Raw genomic sequence first — 16789 nt, 5'->3', positions numbered from 1 at the left:
AAACCTGCGCGGCGGACGTCCCGCTGCGGCGCCGGACGCCAGCGCAGGAAGCTAGCCGCGGCGACGGAGGCCGCCAGCACGCCCACAGCGTGCGTACGCGTGCGGGTGCGCGCCGTCACCCCGTGCGGCCGTGCGCGGCTTGTAGGCGTTCCGCCGCCCGGATAGCTTGCCCCTCCCAGCCCGCGTCCCGCGACCCGCGCCTCGCGCCGGTTGGCCCGCATCCAGCCCGCCCCGATCGCATGTCCTGGTGGAGCCGCCTCACGGGCGGCAAGTCCGAGAGCGAGTCCAAGGCCGGTCGCGTCGACTACCTGAGCGAGGCGCTCGCCCTCGAACGGCAGGGCGACTACGACGCGGCGCTGACGTCGTACCGGCTGGCGCTCCGCGACCGCCCGAACGACCAGCGCGTCCTCCAGAACATGGCGATCGCCTTCAGCCGGCTCGGCCAGCTGGAGGAGGCCATCCGCTGCTACCGGCGCGCGCTCGAGCTGGATCCCGGCCTCGGCGGCGCGCACTACGGGCTCGCCTTCCTGCTGCTGAAGCGGGGCGACCACGAGGGCGCGGCGGAGCACCTGCAGGCCTTCCTCGCGCGGCCGCCCCACTCCCCCGACGCCGAGCGCTGGGTGCGCCACGCGCAGCAGACGCTGGAGGCGATGCGCTCGCCGGGTGGCCTGGACGGCGGCGCGGACGCGTCCGTCGGCACCGACGTGCCGCCCGGCGCCTCCGGTCCGACCGCGCCGGGCGGGCGCGGCTGAGCGACCGGGCCCCGCGCGTGGGACACGTCCTCTCCATCGTCAGCCAGAAGGGCGGAGTCGGCAAGACGACGACGGCGGTCAACCTCGCCGCCGCCTTCGCCCGCCGCGGCCTGAAGACCCTGCTCGTCGACACCGACCCGCAGGGCTCCGTCCGCTACGGCGTCGGGCTGCGCCGTGGCCACGAGTCGTGGGGCTTCGCCGACTACCTGAACGGCGAGCGCGCGCTGCGCGAGGTCATCCTCCCGACCGCCCTGCCCTGGCTGCGCGTGATCCTCGCCGGCACGGTGAGCGACGAGGCCGAGCACGCGCACTACCAGCAGCTGGTGGCCGAGACGGCGATCCTGAAGGACCTGCTGCAGACGGCGCGCGAGCGGTGCCACGTCGTCATCGTCGACACGCCGCCGGGGCTCGGCTCCATCACGCGGCGCGCGCTGGAGGCGAGCCAGCACGTCATCGTGCCGCTGCAGGCGGAGCCGCTGGCGCTGCAGACGACGCCGCAGATCCTGCGCGGCATCCAGGACGTCGTGCGCGTGAACGAGGAGCTGACGCTCGACGGCATCCTGCTGACGATGTTCGAGTCGGGCAACCCCGCCGCCGAGCGCACGTCGCAGTACGTGCGACGCCACCTGCCGGCGCACATGGTGTTCGACATCGTCGTGCCGCGCACGCCGGCGACGGCGGACGCGTTCGCGGCGGGCCAGCCGGTCGTGCTGCGCGACCCGGCCGACCCGGCGAGCCAGGCGTACGTGAACCTGGCGACGCAGCTCGCGGAGCGGTTCCGGTGAGCGCGCGCCGGGCCGCCGCGCTCCGACTGGGCGCGCTGGCGGCGATGGGGCTCACGGCCGCCGCGTGCGTCGAGATCGCGAGCGCCGAGAACGGCGTGCAGGCGATCCGCCTCGACCCGATCCTGCCGTCGATCATCGCGGGCGACACGCTGCGCGACTCGCTGGGCCGCGTGCAGCGGCTGCGCGGCGTGGCGTTCGGCGAGTCGGGCGACAGCATCGCGGGCGCGGCATTCGAGTACGGCTATCTCGCGCTGGGGCGCGACACGGCGACCAACGCGCGGCCCGCGCTCGTGGTCGATCCGACGACGGGGCTGGTGCGCGCGGACTCGCTGCCGGGCGTGGCGCAGGCGCGCGTGAGCGCGCGCTTCGGCAACCGGCTGCAGATCCTGGACACGCTCGCGATCGTCCGGCGTCCGACGCGGCTGGAGCGCGTCGCGACGACCGACTCGCTGCGCATGACGTACCTGTGCAACGACGCCTCCGCCGAGTTGCGCAGCGGCACCGACTCGACGCTCGTGACCGCGTCCTCCGCTCTCGCGGTCAGGCTCACGGGCGACAGCGCGGGGGGCGCGGTGGCAGTGCCGAGCTACCTGGTGCGCTACCGCATCGTGGCACCCGCGACGGTGCCGAGCGGCCAGTCACCGTACGGCGACGTGCGGCCCGCGCTGTACCTGACGAACGGCCGCGTGGACCGGCCCATCGGCCACGATACGACCAATGCGTCGGGGCAGACGGCGACGGCCCTCCGGGTGGTGCCGACGCTGCTCACGAGCCAGAACGCACCGTCGGTCGTGCGCGTGGAGGCGCGGGTCTTCGTGGCGGGCAGGCAGGTCGGCGATTCCGTGCCCTTCCGCGTCTTCCTGACCCGCCGCGCGCCGAGCACCGGCAGCTGCCCCTGAGCTGACGACGGCGCCGTCGGCGCCCTGTCGGGCTCGCGGTCCGGCTCCTACCTTGCCCGCGTGCGCCCCTTCCGGCGCGCGCAGCGTGGGCCGCGCGAGACGCCGCCGCTGCGCGTCGCGGTCGGCGAGCGCCCCGCCACCGCCGCCCTCGCCGCGGCCCAACGATCCACTCCAGCATCGGAGGCGTCGATGCTCGTGCAGGACCCGCAGGGCCGGACCGCGTCCGCGGCGCCGACCGGCTCGACCACGCAGTTCGCGCATGGCGGCCCGCGGCCCGAGCCCGGCACGCTGACGCGGCTCTTCCTCGACGCGGTGCGCGCGTACGACAAGCCGAACGCCATGCTGTACAAGGCGAACGGTGAATGGCGCCCGATCGCGCACAAGACGGTGCTCGAGCGGGTGCGCCGCATCGCGCTCGGCCTGCAGGAGCTGGGCGTGCCGCGCGGCGCGCGCGTCGCCATCCTGTCGGAGAACCGCCCCGAGTGGGCGATGGCCGACTACGGCTGCCTCACGATCGGCGTCGCGAGCGTGCCGATCTACCCCACGCTGCCGGCCGAGCAGATCCCGCACCTGCTGAACGACTCGGGCGCGGTGGCGGTGTTCGTCTCGACGCCCACGCAGGCGGCCAAGCTGCGGTCGATCCGCGCCGAGTGCCCGGGCGTGCAGCACGTCATCGGCATGGACGCGGGCGCGGCCGACGGCTGCGACCTGACGCTGGCCGAGCTGGAGGCGAGGGGCGCGGCGGTGGAGAGCGCGGAGCGCAACGCGCGCTGGGAGCGCGAGGCGCTGGCCGTGCAGCCGGACGACCTGGCGACGCTGATCTACACGTCGGGCACGACGGGCACGCCGAAGGGCGTGATGCTGACGCACGACAACTTCTTCTCGAACGTCGCGGCCGCGCGCCGCGGCGTGCCGTTCACCGACACGGACGTCGCGCTCAGCTTCCTCCCGCTCTCGCACGTGTTCGAGCGCGAGGGCGACTACATGTACTGGGCGTGCGGCACCACGATCGCGTACGTGGCCTCGATCGACGACGTGCCGGTGTCGCTGCAGGAGGTGAAGCCCACCTTCGCGATGGGCGTGCCGCGCCTGTACGAGAAGATGTACGCGCGCGTGTTCGAGAACGCCGTCTCCGGCGGCGGCCTGAAGAAGCGCATCTTCTTCTGGGCCCTCGGCGTCGCGAACCGGTGGGCGGACGAGAAGCTGGCGGGGCGCACGCCGGGCGGCGCGCTGGCGTGGCAGTACGGGCTGGCGCAGAAGCTCGTGTTCTCGAAGCTGAAGGAGCGCACGGGCGGCCGCCTGCGCTACTTCGTGTCGGGCGGCGCGCCGCTGGCGCCGGAGATCAACAAGTTCTTCTACGCGGCCGGCATCGTGATCCTCGAGGGCTACGGCCTCACCGAGACGTCGCCGGTGATCGCGGTGAACACGCCGGAGGCGTTCCGCATCGGCACGGTGGGCCGCCCGATCCCGGGCGTCGAGGTGAAGATCGCGCCCGACGGCGAGATCCTGGCGCGCGGGCCGAACATCATGAAGGGCTACTACAACAAGCCCGAGGCGACGCAGGAGGCGATCGACGCCGACGGCTGGTTCCACACGGGCGACATCGGCATGCTGGAGGACGGCTTCCTCCGCATCACCGACCGCAAGAAGGACATCATCGTCACCGCGGGCGGCAAGAACATCGCGCCGCAGCCGATCGAGAACGCGGTGAAGACGAACAAGTTCGTGTCGCAGGCGGTGATGATCGGGGACAAGCGCAAGTTCCCGGCGCTGCTGGTGGTGCCGAACTGGGACTCGCTGGAGAAATGGGCGCGCGAGCAGAAGCTGACGTGGATCGAGCGCCGCGACCTCCTGGCGCGCGCCGAGGTGCGCGCGAAGATGGAGGCGGAGGTCCGCGGGAAGCTGACCGGGCTGGCGTCGTTCGAGGCGCCGAAGAAGATCGCGCTGCTGGAGCACGACTTCTCGATCGAGCGCGGCGAGCTGACGCCGAAGCTGTCCGTGAAGCGGAAGGTGATCGATACGGCGTACAAGAGCGTGATCGACGAGCTGTACGCCGAATAGGCGAGGGATCACGGAGAACGGAACGGCGGAGAACGGAAGGGCGGAAGACGATACGGCGTGCAACGAGAAGGCGGACCTTCCGGCTTGATGCTTCAAGCTCGAAGGGTCCGCCTCACCGTTTCACGCCCCACCGTCCTCCGCTTCATCGTTCTCCGCTTCATCGGCGTCGCCGTAGCGGGATCGTCTCGCTGATGACACCCGCGCCGCGCTCCCCCACCCAGTGCCGCTCGTCGCGCGCGAGCTCGCGCACGCCGTCGGGCACGGGCGTCGCGGCGGGCGCGACGAGGCGGCCGCGCGGGCGCAGGGCGCGCACCGCCGCCGCGACGCGGTCGGCGCTCGCGGTGCGCGCGTCGAGCGCCACGCCGCGCAGGGCGCCGGCGGCCACCGGCAGCCCGTCGCCGCGCATCGCCCCGAACGGCTCGCGCGGGACCCACTGCCCCACCGGCTCGACGACGAGCGCGTGCAGGTCCGTGACGTCGAGCAGCGGATCGAGCGCGGGCTCCCAGGCGCCGCCCACGGCGACGATCCCGCCCGGCGTGGTGAGGTCGAGCAGCGCGGCGAGGCGCATCGCCAGCTCGGCGGGGTCGCCCGCCGGCGACGTCGCGTCCGCCGCGCGCGGTGCATCGCCCGCCCCGTCGAACAGCGCGACCCCACCCGCGATCGCGAACTCCGCCTCGCACACCGGGCACCCGAGCGTTCCGCGGACGAGGCAGCGGCCGCGCGTCTCGAGCGCCGCGGCGACGAGCCAGGTGGCGTCGTGCGGGCGGGGACAGCGGAGGGCGTCGACGAGATCGATGAACACGCGATGGTGCGGAAGACGGAACGGCGGAGAACGGAACGGCGGAAGACGAAGAAGCGTGAAACGATACGGCGGCACCATCGCGCTTCAAGCCCGTCAGCCGAAGGTCCGCCCTCCCGTTTCACGCCCTTCCGTCCTCCGCTCCATCGTCCTCCGCCGTTCCGTCCTCCGCATTCTATGCGCGCGACAGCCGGAGTTCGTCCACGTTCAGCTCCCCCGGCGCCCCCACCACGAACACGATCGCGCCCGCCACCGCGTCGGCGCTCAGCATCTGCGCCCGCGGCGTGAAGCCCGGTCGGTCGTCGGGGCCGATGGGATCCCAGATCGGCGTGTCCACGGGGCCCGGCGACACGAGCGACGCGCGCACGCCGCTGCCGCGCAGCTCCGCGCGCAGCACCTCGTGCAGGCCGCGCAGCCCGAACTTGCTCGCCGCGTAGGCGCCGTTCTCGGGGAAGGCGAAGCGGTCGGCGATGGAGCCGACGGTGACCACGTGCCCGTGGCCGCGCGCGAGCATCTCCGGCAGCAGCGCGCGCACCAGGCGGAACGGCGCCACGAGGTTGGCATCGAGCGCGGCGGCGAAGTCCGCGGGCGACGTCGCGGCGACCGGCGCGAGCGTGAAGGCGCCGGCATTGTTCACCAGGACGTCGGGCGCACCGCCGAACGCCGCGCGCACCCGCGCCAGCGCCGCGTCCACGCCCGCCGCGTCGCGCACGTCGCACGGCACCGCGAGCGCGTCGCCGCCCGTGTCGCGCGCGATGTCGGCGGCCGCGCGCTCCAGCACGTCGGCGGTGCGCGCGAGGAGCGCCACGCGCGCGCCGGCCGCGGCCAGCGCGCGCGCCGCCGCCAGCCCGATCCCGCGCGACGCCCCGGTGACGAGCGCCGTGCGGCCGGCGAGCGCGCTCGTGAGCGCGCTCACCGGCTCCAGGCGGCGTTGCCGTGCGCGAGCCGCAGGAACTCGTCGCGGGTGCGCGCGTCGTCCTTGAACGCGCCGCGCAGCGCGCTCGTGACGGTCATCGAGTTCTGCTTCTCGACGCCGCGCATCATCATGCACAGGTGTGCGGCCTCGACGACGACGCCGACGCCCTTGGGGCGTAGCGCCTCCTCCAGCGCGAGCGCGATCTGCTCGGTGAGCCGCTCCTGCACCTGCAGCCGCCGCGCGAACACCTCCACCACGCGCGCCAGCTTCGAGAGCCCCACCACGCGGCCGTCCGGGATGTAGGCGATGTGCGCCTTGCCGTAGAACGGCAGCAGGTGGTGCTCGCACAGCGAGTACAGCTCGATGTCGCGCACCATCACCATCCCCTCGCTGTCCACCTCGAACAGCGCGTCGCCGATGACGTCGCGCGCGTCGAGGTCGTAGCCGCGCGTCAGCCACGCCATCGACTTCGCCACGCGGCTCGGCGTCTTCAGCAGGCCGTCGCGCTCCGGGTCCTCGCCGAGCAGCTCCAGCTGGCGCCGCACGAGCGTCTCGAACTCGCGCTGGCGCTCCTCGGCGCTGCCCAGGACGCCGGCCGCGGCGCCGTCGCCGTCGCCGCGCGTCGCGAAGCCCGACCGGTCGCACGGGAAGAGCTTCACCACCGGCTCGTCGTCGTCCGTCTCGTGCGCGCCGCGGCGCGCCGCGGCCTCACGCCCCCTCGTATTCGACATAGTTGTTCTCGGTCTCCCAGAGCCGGAGGCGCGTCAGGCGGGCGGGCGCGACGTGCGGCTCGATCACGCGCCAGGCCTGGACGACGATGTTCTCCGACGTGGGGTTCACGCCCTGCATGAACGCCACGTCGAGGTTCAGGTTCTTGTGGTCGACGCGATCCACGAACTCGCGCTCCACCAGCCGCGCCAGCTCGCCGAGGTCGACGACGTAGCCGGTGCGCGGATCGATCTCGCCCGCCACCGACACCTCGAGCACGTAGTTGTGCCCGTGCCAGTTGGGGTTGTTGCACTTCCCGAACAGCCGGCGGTTCTCCTCGTCCGACAGCTCGGGGTTGTGCACGCGATGCGCCGCGTTGAAGCGGAGCCGTCGCGTGACGGTCACGTGGGGCATGTCACCATGAAAGAAGGGCCGCACCGCGGCGCTCGCCCGGGGTCAACGCACGATCCGGCGCCCCGTTCCCACCGCGGCGCGCACGCCGCGCGGGACAGGGGGTCGTCCGGCTAGATTCACGCCGCCGGCCGCGCCGCGCACCCGAGCACGCGCCGACCGACCTCGCCTCCCTCCACCCTCGCCATGGATCTCTGGACCATCGCCGCCCTGCTGCTGCTCGCCGTGTGGGCGGCGGGCACCTTCGCCTTCCCGGCGCCCGGCTGGGTCCACCTGCTGCTGACGGCGGGAGTCTTCATTCTCATCTGGCGCACCGTGGTGCGCGCGACGCCCGACCCGCGCGACCCCGACCGCCGCTGACGGCGCGGGCGCGTCAGGGGTTCCGCAGGCGCGCCTCCAGCGCCTCGCCGATGCGCGACTCGAGCACGCCCGTCGTCGCGCAGTCGGTGGTGCCGCCCGAGCCCTCGGTGGACGTCGCGCGCGCCAGCACCTGGAAGCGCACGCGCGCGCCCTGGGGATCCGGCTCGACGATGTTGGTCACCTGCAGGCGGATCAGGTGCGTGTCCGCCCCGCGCTCGCCGGACGCGGTCGTGCCGCAGTCCAGGTAGCGCGAGAGCGCGACCTTGTTGAGCTGGCGGCGCACGCTGGGCATCAACGCGATGTACGTGCGCGCCTGGCCCGCCATCGGGCCGCCCGAGAGCCCGACGTCCGCGAGCGCGGCGGGCAGCGCCGCCCACACCCGGTCCGGCGTCGAGGTCGTGCGGTGTACGGCGAGCCGCGTGTCCCGATTGAGCTCGATGTCGGGGATGGTGGGCGTGGTAGACGTGACCACGGTACGCGTCGCCTCCACCGGTGGGGCGGCGGTGGACGCTCCGCCCGAGGCGCACGCGGCGGCGGCGAGGAGCGGCAGCGCGCGCAGCAGCGGCGTCGCGCGGGTCGTGAGGGGCTTCACGGAGCGGCGCATCGGTGTCGGGGTGAGACGGTCGGGATGGGCTCGCCCACGTCGGCGGGCGTGCAGGGGAAGGTACCCGCGGGCACGGCGAGCGGTACCACGCCGCGGCCTCCGGTCTCCCCTGTCGAGCCGGCCGGCGCCGGCGCATCTTGGCCGCGCTCGCGAGGGTCACTCCGCCGAACCCGTGTGCTCCCGTCCATGCGCGTCCTCCGACCGCTTCCCACGCTGCTCGCCGCCACGCTCGCGGCCCCCCTGCTCGCCGCGTGCGGCGACGAGAAGAGCGCGTACGACCGCGCCGCCGGCTTCTACACGCTGGCGACGGTGGACGGCCGCGAGATCCCGGCCGGCGTCCAGACCGTGCCCGGCGGCGGGGTCTTCCTCCAGCGCGGCACGATGCAGCTGCACGCGGACGGCCGCTTCGCGCTCGGCCTCGAGAAGACGTACGTCGGCTCCGTCACGGGGCCGCAGTTCGAGTTCCTGAACGGGCGCTACGCGCTGACGGCGAGCGACACGACGCTGACGCTGACGACAGAGCCCGACCGACAGGTGCTCACCGGCACGATCACGCAGCGGCGGATCACGGTGCGCATGCCGGTCGCGCGGCTGGAGTTCGAGCGGCCGTGACACGCGCGCGTCATGCCGGCGGAGCGGCAGGGACGGAAGGTCTCGCAGCGGCTCGAGCACCCGTTCGGCTTCTGCCTCGGCAATCGCCCGGTGATCCCGGCGTGCCGGTGATGCGGCGGCGCCCCTAGATCTCCCAGTTCGACAGCACCACCGCGCCCGCGCGCACCGGCGGCTCCGGATAGCCGTCGAGCGTCATCCGCAGGTCCGACCAGCGCACGCGCGCGCGCATCGCCACCAGCGCGCCGTACATCGCCTCGTACGTCCCCTGCACGCGGAACGCCGCGCGCCGCGTCCCGCTCCGCCGCGCGAAGTCGGTCACGGCGCGCGCCAGCGCCGGCAGCACCGACAGGTCCGTGAGCGCGAGCTTCAGCACGCGCAGTTCCTCGCGCACGCGCCCCTCCACCAGCGGCACCGAGTGGCAGAGCGCGAAGCCCGCCAGCGCGCCGTCCGCGCCGCGCACCAGCACCGTGTCGCCGAGCGCGAGCTGCTCGGTGAGCGCGAGCTCGCGCGTGAAGTCGAGGCCCGGCTGCAGCGCCTCCGTCAGCGCGCGGCACTCCGCCAGCGCGTCGTCGCGGTCGCGGTTCGGCAGCCGGCCCATGAGCACCGCCGGCTGGTCGGCGGGCGCGGCGTCGAGCGTCAGCGTCAGCGTCAGCCGCCCCGGCACGAAGCCGAGGTGCGAGTAGAAGCCGATGTTGTCCATCGTGCGCGGCATCGTCTCGAGGCCGATGGTCCGCGAGTCCTGCCGCCGCAGCCAGTCGATCCCCGCGCGCACGACCTCCTTCCCCAGCCCGTGCCCCTGCATCTCCGGACGCACGGCCAGGGGACCCATCCACCCCTCGCGCCCCGAGCGGTGCGCGATGTTGAACGCCGCCACCTCGCCGCGGTCGCCGCGCCAGAGCATCGCGCCGTCCTGCGCGTCCTCGATCGCGTAGCGCCAGATCTGCGGGTTGAGCGCGGGCACGCGCACGCCCACCATCCCGTCACGGCGGTACCGCTCCGTGAACGCGTCGCTGAAGACGTCGTTCAGCGCCGGGATGTCGTCCACCGACGCCGGGAACGGCCCCTCGGCACTGCGCGGCGCGCGCCAGGTGCGCAGCCCGGCCACCCTACCAGGCCTCCGCGGTAGTCGGCGCTCCGACCTGCCCACCTTCGGCGGGCACCCGGGCGCTCGCTCCGAGGTCCGACGGAGCGAGCGCCGAGCGCGGAGCGCCGAACTCGATGATGCGTGTGTGGTTGGTCATGACGCCTCCAGCAGCAGCGGCGCATCCGAGTCGAGCAGCGCGTCCGACTCGTCGCCGTCGTCCTGCTCCACCACCGACGCGCCGCGCGCCTCGTCGTAGCGCACGCGGATCACCTGGTCGAGCCCCTCGCGCACGTCCTCGATGTGCGTGATGACGATGACCTGCTCGAAGCGGTCGTGCAGGCGCCGCAGCAGCTCCACGACGTTCGCGCGGCGCGTCTCGTCGAGCGACCCGAACACCTCGTCGAGGATCAGCAGCGAGAAGCTCTGCCCCGCGCGGTCGGCGATCATCTGCGAGATCGCGAGGCGCAGCACGAGATTCGCGAGGTCCTCCTCGCCGCCCGAGATCACCGGCTTCGGCACGCCGTCCTCCTGCACGACGACGTTGTACTGGTCGTCGAGCTCCATCGCGGAGTAGCGCGCGTCGGTGAGGTCGTCGAGGAACTGGCTGGCGAGCTCGGACAGCTCGGGGCGCAGCTGGAAGTTGAGGTCCGTGCGCAGGTCCGAGTACGCGCGATCCAGCTCGTCGTGCAGGCGCTTCTCGGCCTGCAGCGCATCGAGCCGCGCCTGCACCTTGGCCAGCTCGCGGCGCGCGGTCTCCGCCGTCTCCAGCGCCTCGCGCGCGCCGCGCGCCTCGCCGTGCGCCTGCACCGCCGCCAGCTCCGCCGCGCGCGCCTCCGCCTCCGCACGCTCGTGCGCGCCGCGCAGCTCCGCGTACTGCTCCTCCGTGATCGCGACGCCGAGCCGGCGCTCGCCGAGCGCGGCGATGCGGTCGCGCACCTGCGCCAGCGCGGCGGTGACGCGATCGCGCACGGCCTGCGTCTGCGCCTCGCGCGACACCAGCGCCTCCGCGCGCGCCTTCTGCTGCTCCAGCGGCGCCAGCTCCGCCACCTCGTCGCGCACCAGCGCGTGGCGCGCGGCGTCGTAGCCGGTGGGCAGCTCCGCGAGGTCGGCGCGCACGGCGTCCAGCCGCTCGCGTCGCTGGCCCAGCTCCCGGTCGATCTGCGCCAGCTCCTGCACGGCCGCCTGGCACTTCGCCAGCCGACGCTCCAGCTGCTGCACCTCGGTCGCGAGCGCGCGGCGGCGCTGGCCGAGCTGCGTCACGGCCGCGGGCTCCGCCTCCAGCTCCTCGACGCGGCTGCGAAAGTACTTCCCGGTGCTGAACAGCGTCGCGAGCTGCTCGTCGAGCGAATCGAGCACCGTCTGGAAGCTCGCGCCGAGCGGGCGCGTGCAGGTCGGGCACGGGCTCTCGGGCCCGAGCTTCTCGAGCTGGTCGCGCTGCTGCTGCACGTCGGCGAACTGCGCGCGCAGCGCCTCGCGCTTGGTCTGCGCTTCCTGCTGGTCGCGCACCCACGCCGTGCGCTCGCGATCGTGCTCTGCCTGCGCGGCCTCCGACTCGGTGCGGCGCACCTCCAGCTGCGCGAGCGTCTCGCGCTCGAAGTCGGCGGCCGACGCCAGCCGCGTGCGGCGCTCGTCGAGGCGCGACAGGTCCTCGACGAGCGCGCGCTCCGAGTCGCGCAGCGCTTCGCGTCGGCCCTCCGCCGTCGCCAGCTCGTCCAGCCGCGCCAGCGTCTCGCGCAGCGTGGGGAGCGGCGCGAGACGCTGCGCCAGCCGCTCGAGGTCCGCGCGCGCGCCCGCGACGTCGGCCAGCTCGCGCCCCGCGCGATCCATCTCGCGCAGCAGCGCCTGCTCCTCGCCCTCCGCCACGCGCAGCTCGCCGAGGATCTCCTGCAGGCGCTCGCGCTCCCCCTGGGCGCGCTCCCACTCGGGCGCGACGCGCGCCAGCCGCGCCGACGACTCGTCGCGGCGTCGCTCGGTCGCCTCGGCCAGCGTGCGCGCGGCGGCGAGGCGCGACTCGGCCTCGGAGAGCTGGCGCCAGACCGCGTCGGCGTCCGGCATGCCCGCGCGCAGCCCCGCCTGCTCGGCGACGACCAGCTTGCGGCGCTCCCGGGCGAGGTTCTGCGCGGCGCGCAGCCGCTCGTACCCCAGCACGCGCGAGAGGAACTGCGCCCGCTCCGACGGCCCCATGGCCGCCATCACGTTCAGCTCCTTCTGCCCGGTGAAGTACGTGTTGAAGAACTCCGACCGCGTCATCCCGAGCCGGCGCTGCAGCAGCTCGCCGACGCCGGTGATCGAGTTCGCGATCGGCGCCGCCGCGCCGTCGAGGTAGAGCTCCGCGCTCGTGAGCCCGCGCACCACGCGGTAGCGGTGCCCCGCGAGGTCGAACTCCAGCTCGACGCGCACCGCGGCGCGCGGCTGCGCGCGCACGAAGCGGATGGAGTCGCGCGTGCCGCGCGCGGCCGCGTTGCCGTACAGCGCCCACGCGATCGCCTCCAGCACGGTCGTCTTGCCGGACCCGTTGGCGCCGATGATCCCGGTGAGCCCCGAGCCGAACGTCAGCGCGCTGTCGGCGTGCTGACGGAAGTTGACCATGCGCAGCCCGACGAGCCTCACTCGACCTCCTCCGCCGTCGTCACCAGCGCGGGCTCGGTGGCGACCAGCGCGTCGGCCTCCTCGAGGTAGCGGAGGCCCAGGGCGACGAGCGCGTCGCGGTCGACGTCGCTCGGCAGGAGGCGCGTGCGCAGCTTCTCGCGCACGATGTCGGGCAGCGACGGCCGCCGGCCGGGCGCGCCGCCGACGCCCTCGCGCTGCACGTCGGGCTTGTACGTCAGCAGGTGGAAGTGCAGCGCGCGCCGCTTGAACTCGCGCAGCGCCTTGTGATCGAGCTCGCGCGCGATGTGCCGCGGGACGTCGCGCACCACGAGCCGCACGATCTTGTCGTCGATGCCTCCCGGCGCCTGCTCGACCGTCGCGCGGATGGCCGCGTCCAGCTCCGCCGACGACATCCCCTTCGCCACGATCTCGGGCAGCTCCAGCAGCGGGCGCGAGGGCTCGATCGGGTGGAAGGTGTGCTCGCCCGTGACCAGGTCGCGCTCGATGAAGCCCTTGCCCGAGATGCCGGCCGCACGCTCCTCGTGCACCTCGCCCCACGCGTTCGCGCTCGTGTAGTCGATGGAGCCCGAGTAGAACGCGTTGGGCGCGACGGCGCGATAGACGTGGTAGTGGCCCAGCGCGACGTACGACCACTCGGGCGCGCGCAGCTCCTCGCGCGTGATCTCGATCGACGCGCGGTCGGTGGCGACGGCCTCCTTGGGGAGGATGCCCTCCACCTCCCCGTGCACGAGCAGCACGTTCCAGCGCGCCGTCCCGTCGGGCGCGAACACCGGCCGCGTCGCCGTGGGCGCGTCGGGCACCGCGAGGATCGAGAGGTCGCGCTCGGGGAAGTGCAGCCGGTCGGCGACGGCGTCGACGACGTGGACCCCGAGCTCGGTGAAGAGGCGCAGGATGCACCCCGTCTCGCTCGTCTTGGGCGCGTCGTGGTTGCCGGCGACCATCACCACCAACGTGTCCGGGAGCGCGACGCGCAGCCGCGTGAACTGGCGGAAGGCGTGCAGGATCGCCGGGTTCGACGGGCGCACCGCGTGGAACACGTCGCCCGCGATCAGCACCAGGTCGGGGCGCCGCGCGATCACCCGCTCGATCGTGCGCTCGAACGTGCGCGCGACGTCCACCTCCCGCTGGTTGGCGCCCGCGGGCGTCAGCCGCTGGTACTGGCGGAATCCGAGGTGGAGGTCGGACAGGTGGACGAGGCGCATGCGGGGAAGGTAAGCGCCAGACCCGACCGGGGCACGCGGCAATGCGCCCCGCGAGCGCTCAGCAGCAAACGCTCAGCGCGCGACCAGCCGCTGCGAGACGACGACACGCATCGGCGGCGCGGGCGGCGTGCCCGGCGCGGCGCTCGCGGCCGACGGCGGCACGAGGTCGAGCGCGAAGTCGACGCGCGAGTCGACGATCCAGCCGCGGCCGAGGTCGAGGCGGAGCTGGCCGGCGGCCGTTCCGCCGTCGACGGCGGCGCCGCCCACGCGGACGGGTGCGCCGCGGGCCGCCAGCAGGCGCCCGCGCATCGACACGAACGCGAGCGTGCCGCCCCGCCCCACCGAGTCGAGGCGGAAGACGACCTCCAGCCGCGGCGCCTCCCCCTCGGCGCGCGCGGGCGTCCCTTCGGCCCAGGGCAGCGGCATCGTGCGCGTCCAGGTGGCACCGATGGCCACGGGCATCGCGGGCAGCGCACCGGGGAGCCCGAGCGCGGTGCCCGTGGAGGCGCCACTGGCGGCGTCCGCGCGGCCGCCGGTCCCGCCCTCGGGGAGCCAGCGCATCGCGCCGTCGGGCGCCACGCGCATGCGGGTCGCACGCCCCTGCATGCCCTTCCGCGCGCGCGCCAGCGCCTCGGGCGGCGCGCCGGGCATCCGCAGCTCGACCGAGTCGGTGTGCGCGACCACTACGCTCCCCGCCGCGTCGCTCGACTCGACGATCGAGCGCGAGATCACCATCATGCTGCTGAGCAGCCGCGTCGGCTTCGACGCCTTGGCGGCGCCCGAGACGGTCTGCTCGAAGCGCAGGTGCAGCGTATCGCCGGCGCGCGGGCGCAGGCGCAGCGTCACCATCGCGCTCCCGGGCGCGGTCGCCGTCTGCGCGCGCAGCACGCCGGCGGGCGCCACCAGCGCGGCCAGACCGGACAGCCCGGCGAGCGCGTGGCGCGCGATCACGGCCATCCCCGGAGCGGGCGGGACACGCGGCGGATCATCGGTGCGTCGGGCGCGGGCCGCGGCTCAGAAGCCGTACGGGTCGTCGGCCGGCACCGCGCGCAGCGGCGGCGCGGCGGGCGCGGTGGGCACCACCCGCGGCGTGACGATGCCGCGGAACTGCGCCGCGAAGTACGCGCGCACGTCGTCGGGGCGCGTCAGCAGCGTGCGGTCGCGCGCCGCCAGCACCGCGCGCTCGTCCTGCAGCGCGATCGTCTGCTGCACCCACGCCAGCGTCACCGCCGGATCGAGCGTCCGCAGCGCGCGCGTCACCGCCGCCTCCAGCGTCGGCTCGGCCGCCTGCGGGAAGCGCTCGACGCCCTCGCGGCCCGTCATCACGGCGGGGCGCGGGAAGCGCACGAAGACGGGCTGGGTGAAGTGCGGGTGGCGGACCATCAGCTGTCCCTTGGCGAGCGTGGCGAGCTTGGTCTTCACGGCCGGGCTGAGCACCGCGTACCCGGGCGTCGCCAGCTCGTCGGCGTCCATGCGGCCGTAGAGCGCCGTCCCCGAGTTGCCGACGACGCGGCGGTGCACCTGGCTGCGGAACTGCTGGGCCCCGAAGAGCACGAGCCCCAGGTACCGGCCGCGCTCCGCGATGTCGAGCAGCATCTTGCGGACGTACGTCTCCTGGCCGTCGCCGGGCGCATACTTGTTCAGCTCGTCCACGAAGACGACGACGTGCTTGACGCCCAGGTCGCGGCGCTCGAGGTGCTCGCGGAGCTTGGAGACCACGCGGGCGAAGATCAGGTCCTGCGCGTCCTCCTCGAGGTTGGCGACGTCCACCACGTACACCGCCCGGTCCTCGAAGGTGCCCCACGGGAGGTCGCTGGTGCTGGTGCCGTCGGTCACCAGCCCCTGGCAGCGGAGGGCGATGTTGGTGAGCCGGTTCCGCACCTTGCGGATGGTCGCCACGTGGTGTGTCCGCCAGGTGTCGCCGCTTCCCTTCCCCTCGACCGCCATCAGCAGGTCGCGGAACCACTCCTCGAGCTCCGCGAACGTCCTCACCTGATAGGCGCGCTTCAGCAGCGGGTCGCTGAACGACTTGTTGACGACGCGCTCCACGATGAAGTCGATGAGCGCGTCCGCCTTCGCGTCCACGTCGTCCTTGTTCAGCAGCACCTCGGCGTACTGCAGCACCTCGTTGAGCCCCCACTGCAGCGGCCGCACGTTGTGCTGCAGCGCGTCGTGCGTGCGCAGCGTGGCCAGCGAGTAGCCCTTGGCGCTGTACGGCGCGTAGTAGTGCACGCGGTCGAACGGCCGCGCCGGAACCTCCAGCCGCTCGTACAGCGCGAGGTCGGCCTCGTCGAGCTTCCCGGGCTGGTCGAGGAAGAGGAGATCCGGCCCCTTCACGTTGAAGCAGATCGCCGCCACCGAGCCCTTCTCCGCCGGGAAGTGCGCGAACAGCGACGCCAGCAGCCACTCGACGGCGCTGGTCTTGGTGGCGAGTCCCGACACGCCGCTGATGTTCAGGTGCGCGGCCTCGGGCCCGACGAGGAAGTCGGCGTCGAGGTAGATGGGCGACTCCATCCCGCCCGCGCGGTAGACGCCGACCGGGACGCCGGTGCGCGCGCCCTCCTTGAGGTAGCCGTCCATGCGCAGCGCGACGGCGACGTCGGCATCGTCGGCCAGGAAGACCTCGCCCATGGGGACGGGCTGCAGCGGCTCCTCTGGGATCTGGCGCAGCACGGCCGCGGTGTAGAGGCGGATCTCGGCGCGCGCGGTGGCGGCGTAGCCCGGGTTCTCCGGCGAGCCGTCGTGTCCCAGCACGTCGTGCAGCGGCGTCTGGAGGTCCGTGTACGCGAAGCCCTCCGTCACCACGCCATACACTGTCGGACGTGCGCCGCCGACCGGCACGTCGCCCACCACGCGCACGATGGTGCCGATGCCGATGGGCGTGTCGAGCGACGTCCAGAAGTGGAACTCGAACGCCGTGTTGGGGCGCCGCTCGGTGGCGACGACGCGGCCGAACGGAGCGGGCGACGATGCAATCATGAATGCG

16 protein-coding genes are annotated in these 16789 nt (G+C 73.9%); 6 read left to right on the top strand and 10 right to left on the bottom strand.

Going from position 1 to position 16789, the window contains the following annotated elements; all coding sequences use genetic code 11:
- The first annotated feature begins 239 nt into the window (after nucleotides 1-239).
- From rosag_RS12845 to rosag_RS12830, 4 genes are read left to right on the top strand one after another with little or no spacing between them, the layout of a single operon-like run.
- Nucleotides 240-752 (top strand): tetratricopeptide repeat protein, encoded by a 513-nt coding sequence (locus rosag_RS12845; RefSeq protein ID WP_284350548.1) that lies wholly within the window; start codon nucleotides 240-242, stop codon nucleotides 750-752.
- A gap of 17 nt (nucleotides 753-769) precedes the next feature.
- Nucleotides 770-1537: a ParA family protein gene (locus rosag_RS12840; protein WP_284350547.1), complete on the top strand. Its 768-nt coding sequence runs from the start codon at nucleotides 770-772 to the stop codon at nucleotides 1535-1537.
- On the top strand, nucleotides 1534-2436 hold the full coding sequence (locus rosag_RS12835) for a hypothetical protein (protein WP_284350546.1): 903 nt from the start codon (nucleotides 1534-1536) through the stop codon (nucleotides 2434-2436). Before rosag_RS12840 ends, rosag_RS12835 begins: the two co-directional genes overlap by 4 nt.
- A gap of 60 nt (nucleotides 2437-2496) precedes the next feature.
- Entirely contained in the window at nucleotides 2497-4497 is a 2001-nt protein-coding gene (locus rosag_RS12830; protein WP_284350545.1) for an AMP-dependent synthetase/ligase, read from the top strand.
- 157 nt (nucleotides 4498-4654) lie between these two features.
- Here rosag_RS12830 and rosag_RS12825 read toward each other — a convergent pair whose 3' ends face one another.
- The 4 genes from rosag_RS12825 to rosag_RS12810 all read right to left on the bottom strand — a co-directional run bounded on the left by rosag_RS12825 (nucleotide 4655) and on the right by rosag_RS12810 (nucleotide 7334).
- On the bottom strand, nucleotides 4655-5299 hold the full coding sequence (locus tag rosag_RS12825; protein WP_284350544.1) for a hypothetical protein: 645 nt from the start codon (nucleotides 5297-5299) through the stop codon (nucleotides 4655-4657).
- A gap of 172 nt (nucleotides 5300-5471) precedes the next feature.
- Nucleotides 5472-6212, bottom strand: coding sequence for an SDR family oxidoreductase (locus rosag_RS12820; RefSeq protein WP_284350543.1), 741 nt, complete (start codon nucleotides 6210-6212; stop codon nucleotides 5472-5474).
- Nucleotides 6209-6943 carry a GTP cyclohydrolase I FolE gene (gene folE, locus rosag_RS12815; protein WP_425607505.1) on the bottom strand — a complete coding sequence of 245 codons (735 nt, stop codon included), beginning with the start codon at nucleotides 6941-6943 and terminating at the stop codon, nucleotides 6209-6211. Before folE ends, rosag_RS12820 begins: the two co-directional genes overlap by 4 nt.
- Entirely contained in the window at nucleotides 6921-7334 is a 414-nt protein-coding gene (locus tag rosag_RS12810; protein ID WP_284350542.1) for a 6-carboxytetrahydropterin synthase, read from the bottom strand. Before rosag_RS12810 ends, folE begins: the two co-directional genes overlap by 23 nt.
- 183 nt (nucleotides 7335-7517) lie before the next feature.
- Between rosag_RS12810 and rosag_RS12805 the strand changes: the two genes are divergently transcribed.
- Complete coding sequence (locus rosag_RS12805) at nucleotides 7518-7691, top strand: DUF5670 family protein (protein ID WP_284350541.1); 174 nt, start codon at nucleotides 7518-7520, stop codon at nucleotides 7689-7691.
- Between the two features lie 13 nt (nucleotides 7692-7704).
- Here rosag_RS12805 and rosag_RS12800 read toward each other — a convergent pair whose 3' ends face one another.
- Nucleotides 7705-8295: a hypothetical protein gene (locus tag rosag_RS12800; RefSeq protein ID WP_284350540.1), complete on the bottom strand. Its 591-nt coding sequence runs from the start codon at nucleotides 8293-8295 to the stop codon at nucleotides 7705-7707.
- Nucleotides 8296-8481: 186 nt separating this feature from the next.
- Here rosag_RS12800 and rosag_RS12795 point away from each other — a divergent pair, with 186 nt between their 5' ends.
- A complete protein-coding gene (locus rosag_RS12795) occupies nucleotides 8482-8907 on the top strand; it encodes a hypothetical protein (RefSeq protein WP_284350539.1) in 426 nt (141 codons plus the stop codon).
- A gap of 124 nt (nucleotides 8908-9031) precedes the next feature.
- Here the strand turns inward: rosag_RS12795 and rosag_RS12790 are convergent, their stop codons facing one another.
- The 5 genes from rosag_RS12790 to rosag_RS12770 form a co-directional block, all read right to left on the bottom strand.
- A complete protein-coding gene (locus rosag_RS12790) occupies nucleotides 9032-10012 on the bottom strand; it encodes a GNAT family N-acetyltransferase (protein ID WP_284350538.1) in 981 nt (326 codons plus the stop codon).
- Nucleotides 10013-10144: 132 nt separating this feature from the next.
- On the bottom strand, nucleotides 10145-12601 hold the full coding sequence (locus tag rosag_RS12785) for an AAA family ATPase (RefSeq protein WP_284350537.1): 2457 nt from the start codon (nucleotides 12599-12601) through the stop codon (nucleotides 10145-10147).
- A complete protein-coding gene (locus rosag_RS12780) occupies nucleotides 12598-13803 on the bottom strand; it encodes a metallophosphoesterase family protein (RefSeq protein ID WP_284350536.1) in 1206 nt (401 codons plus the stop codon). Before rosag_RS12780 ends, rosag_RS12785 begins: the two co-directional genes overlap by 4 nt.
- 72 nt (nucleotides 13804-13875) lie before the next feature.
- Nucleotides 13876-14754 (bottom strand): hypothetical protein, encoded by an 879-nt coding sequence (locus rosag_RS12775; RefSeq protein WP_284350535.1) that lies wholly within the window; start codon nucleotides 14752-14754, stop codon nucleotides 13876-13878.
- Nucleotides 14755-14817: 63 nt separating this feature from the next.
- Nucleotides 14818-16782 carry an ATP-binding protein gene (locus tag rosag_RS12770; protein ID WP_284350534.1) on the bottom strand — a complete coding sequence of 655 codons (1965 nt, stop codon included), beginning with the start codon at nucleotides 16780-16782 and terminating at the stop codon, nucleotides 14818-14820.
- Between the last annotated feature and the right edge of the window lie 7 nt (nucleotides 16783-16789).

The sequence above is a fragment of the Roseisolibacter agri genome, assembly GCF_030159095.1.
GTDB classification, from domain to species: domain Bacteria; phylum Gemmatimonadota; class Gemmatimonadetes; order Gemmatimonadales; family Gemmatimonadaceae; genus Roseisolibacter; species Roseisolibacter agri.
The sequence above is the reverse complement of the archived record's forward strand: the minus strand, read 5'-3'. Positions and strand labels throughout refer to the sequence as shown.

Bases quoted from the DNA above. Each gene is read 5' to 3' on its own strand.
- rosag_RS12845 (WP_284350548.1), top strand. From the start codon at position 240: ATGTCCTGGTGGAGCCGCCTCACGGGCGGCAAGTCCGAGAGCGAGTCC.
- folE (WP_425607505.1), bottom strand. From the start codon at position 6,943: ATGTCGAATACGAGGGGGCGTGAGGCCGCGGCGCGCCGCGGCGCGCAC.
- rosag_RS12810 (WP_284350542.1), bottom strand. From the start codon at position 7,334: ATGCCCCACGTGACCGTCACGCGACGGCTCCGCTTCAACGCGGCGCAT.
- rosag_RS12805 (WP_284350541.1), top strand. From the start codon at position 7,518: ATGGATCTCTGGACCATCGCCGCCCTGCTGCTGCTCGCCGTGTGGGCG.
- rosag_RS12800 (WP_284350540.1), bottom strand. From the start codon at position 8,295: ATGCGCCGCTCCGTGAAGCCCCTCACGACCCGCGCGACGCCGCTGCTG.
- rosag_RS12795 (WP_284350539.1), top strand. From the start codon at position 8,482: ATGCGCGTCCTCCGACCGCTTCCCACGCTGCTCGCCGCCACGCTCGCG.
- rosag_RS12780 (WP_284350536.1), bottom strand. From the start codon at position 13,803: ATGCGCCTCGTCCACCTGTCCGACCTCCACCTCGGATTCCGCCAGTAC.
- rosag_RS12770 (WP_284350534.1), bottom strand. From the start codon at position 16,782: ATGATTGCATCGTCGCCCGCTCCGTTCGGCCGCGTCGTCGCCACCGAG.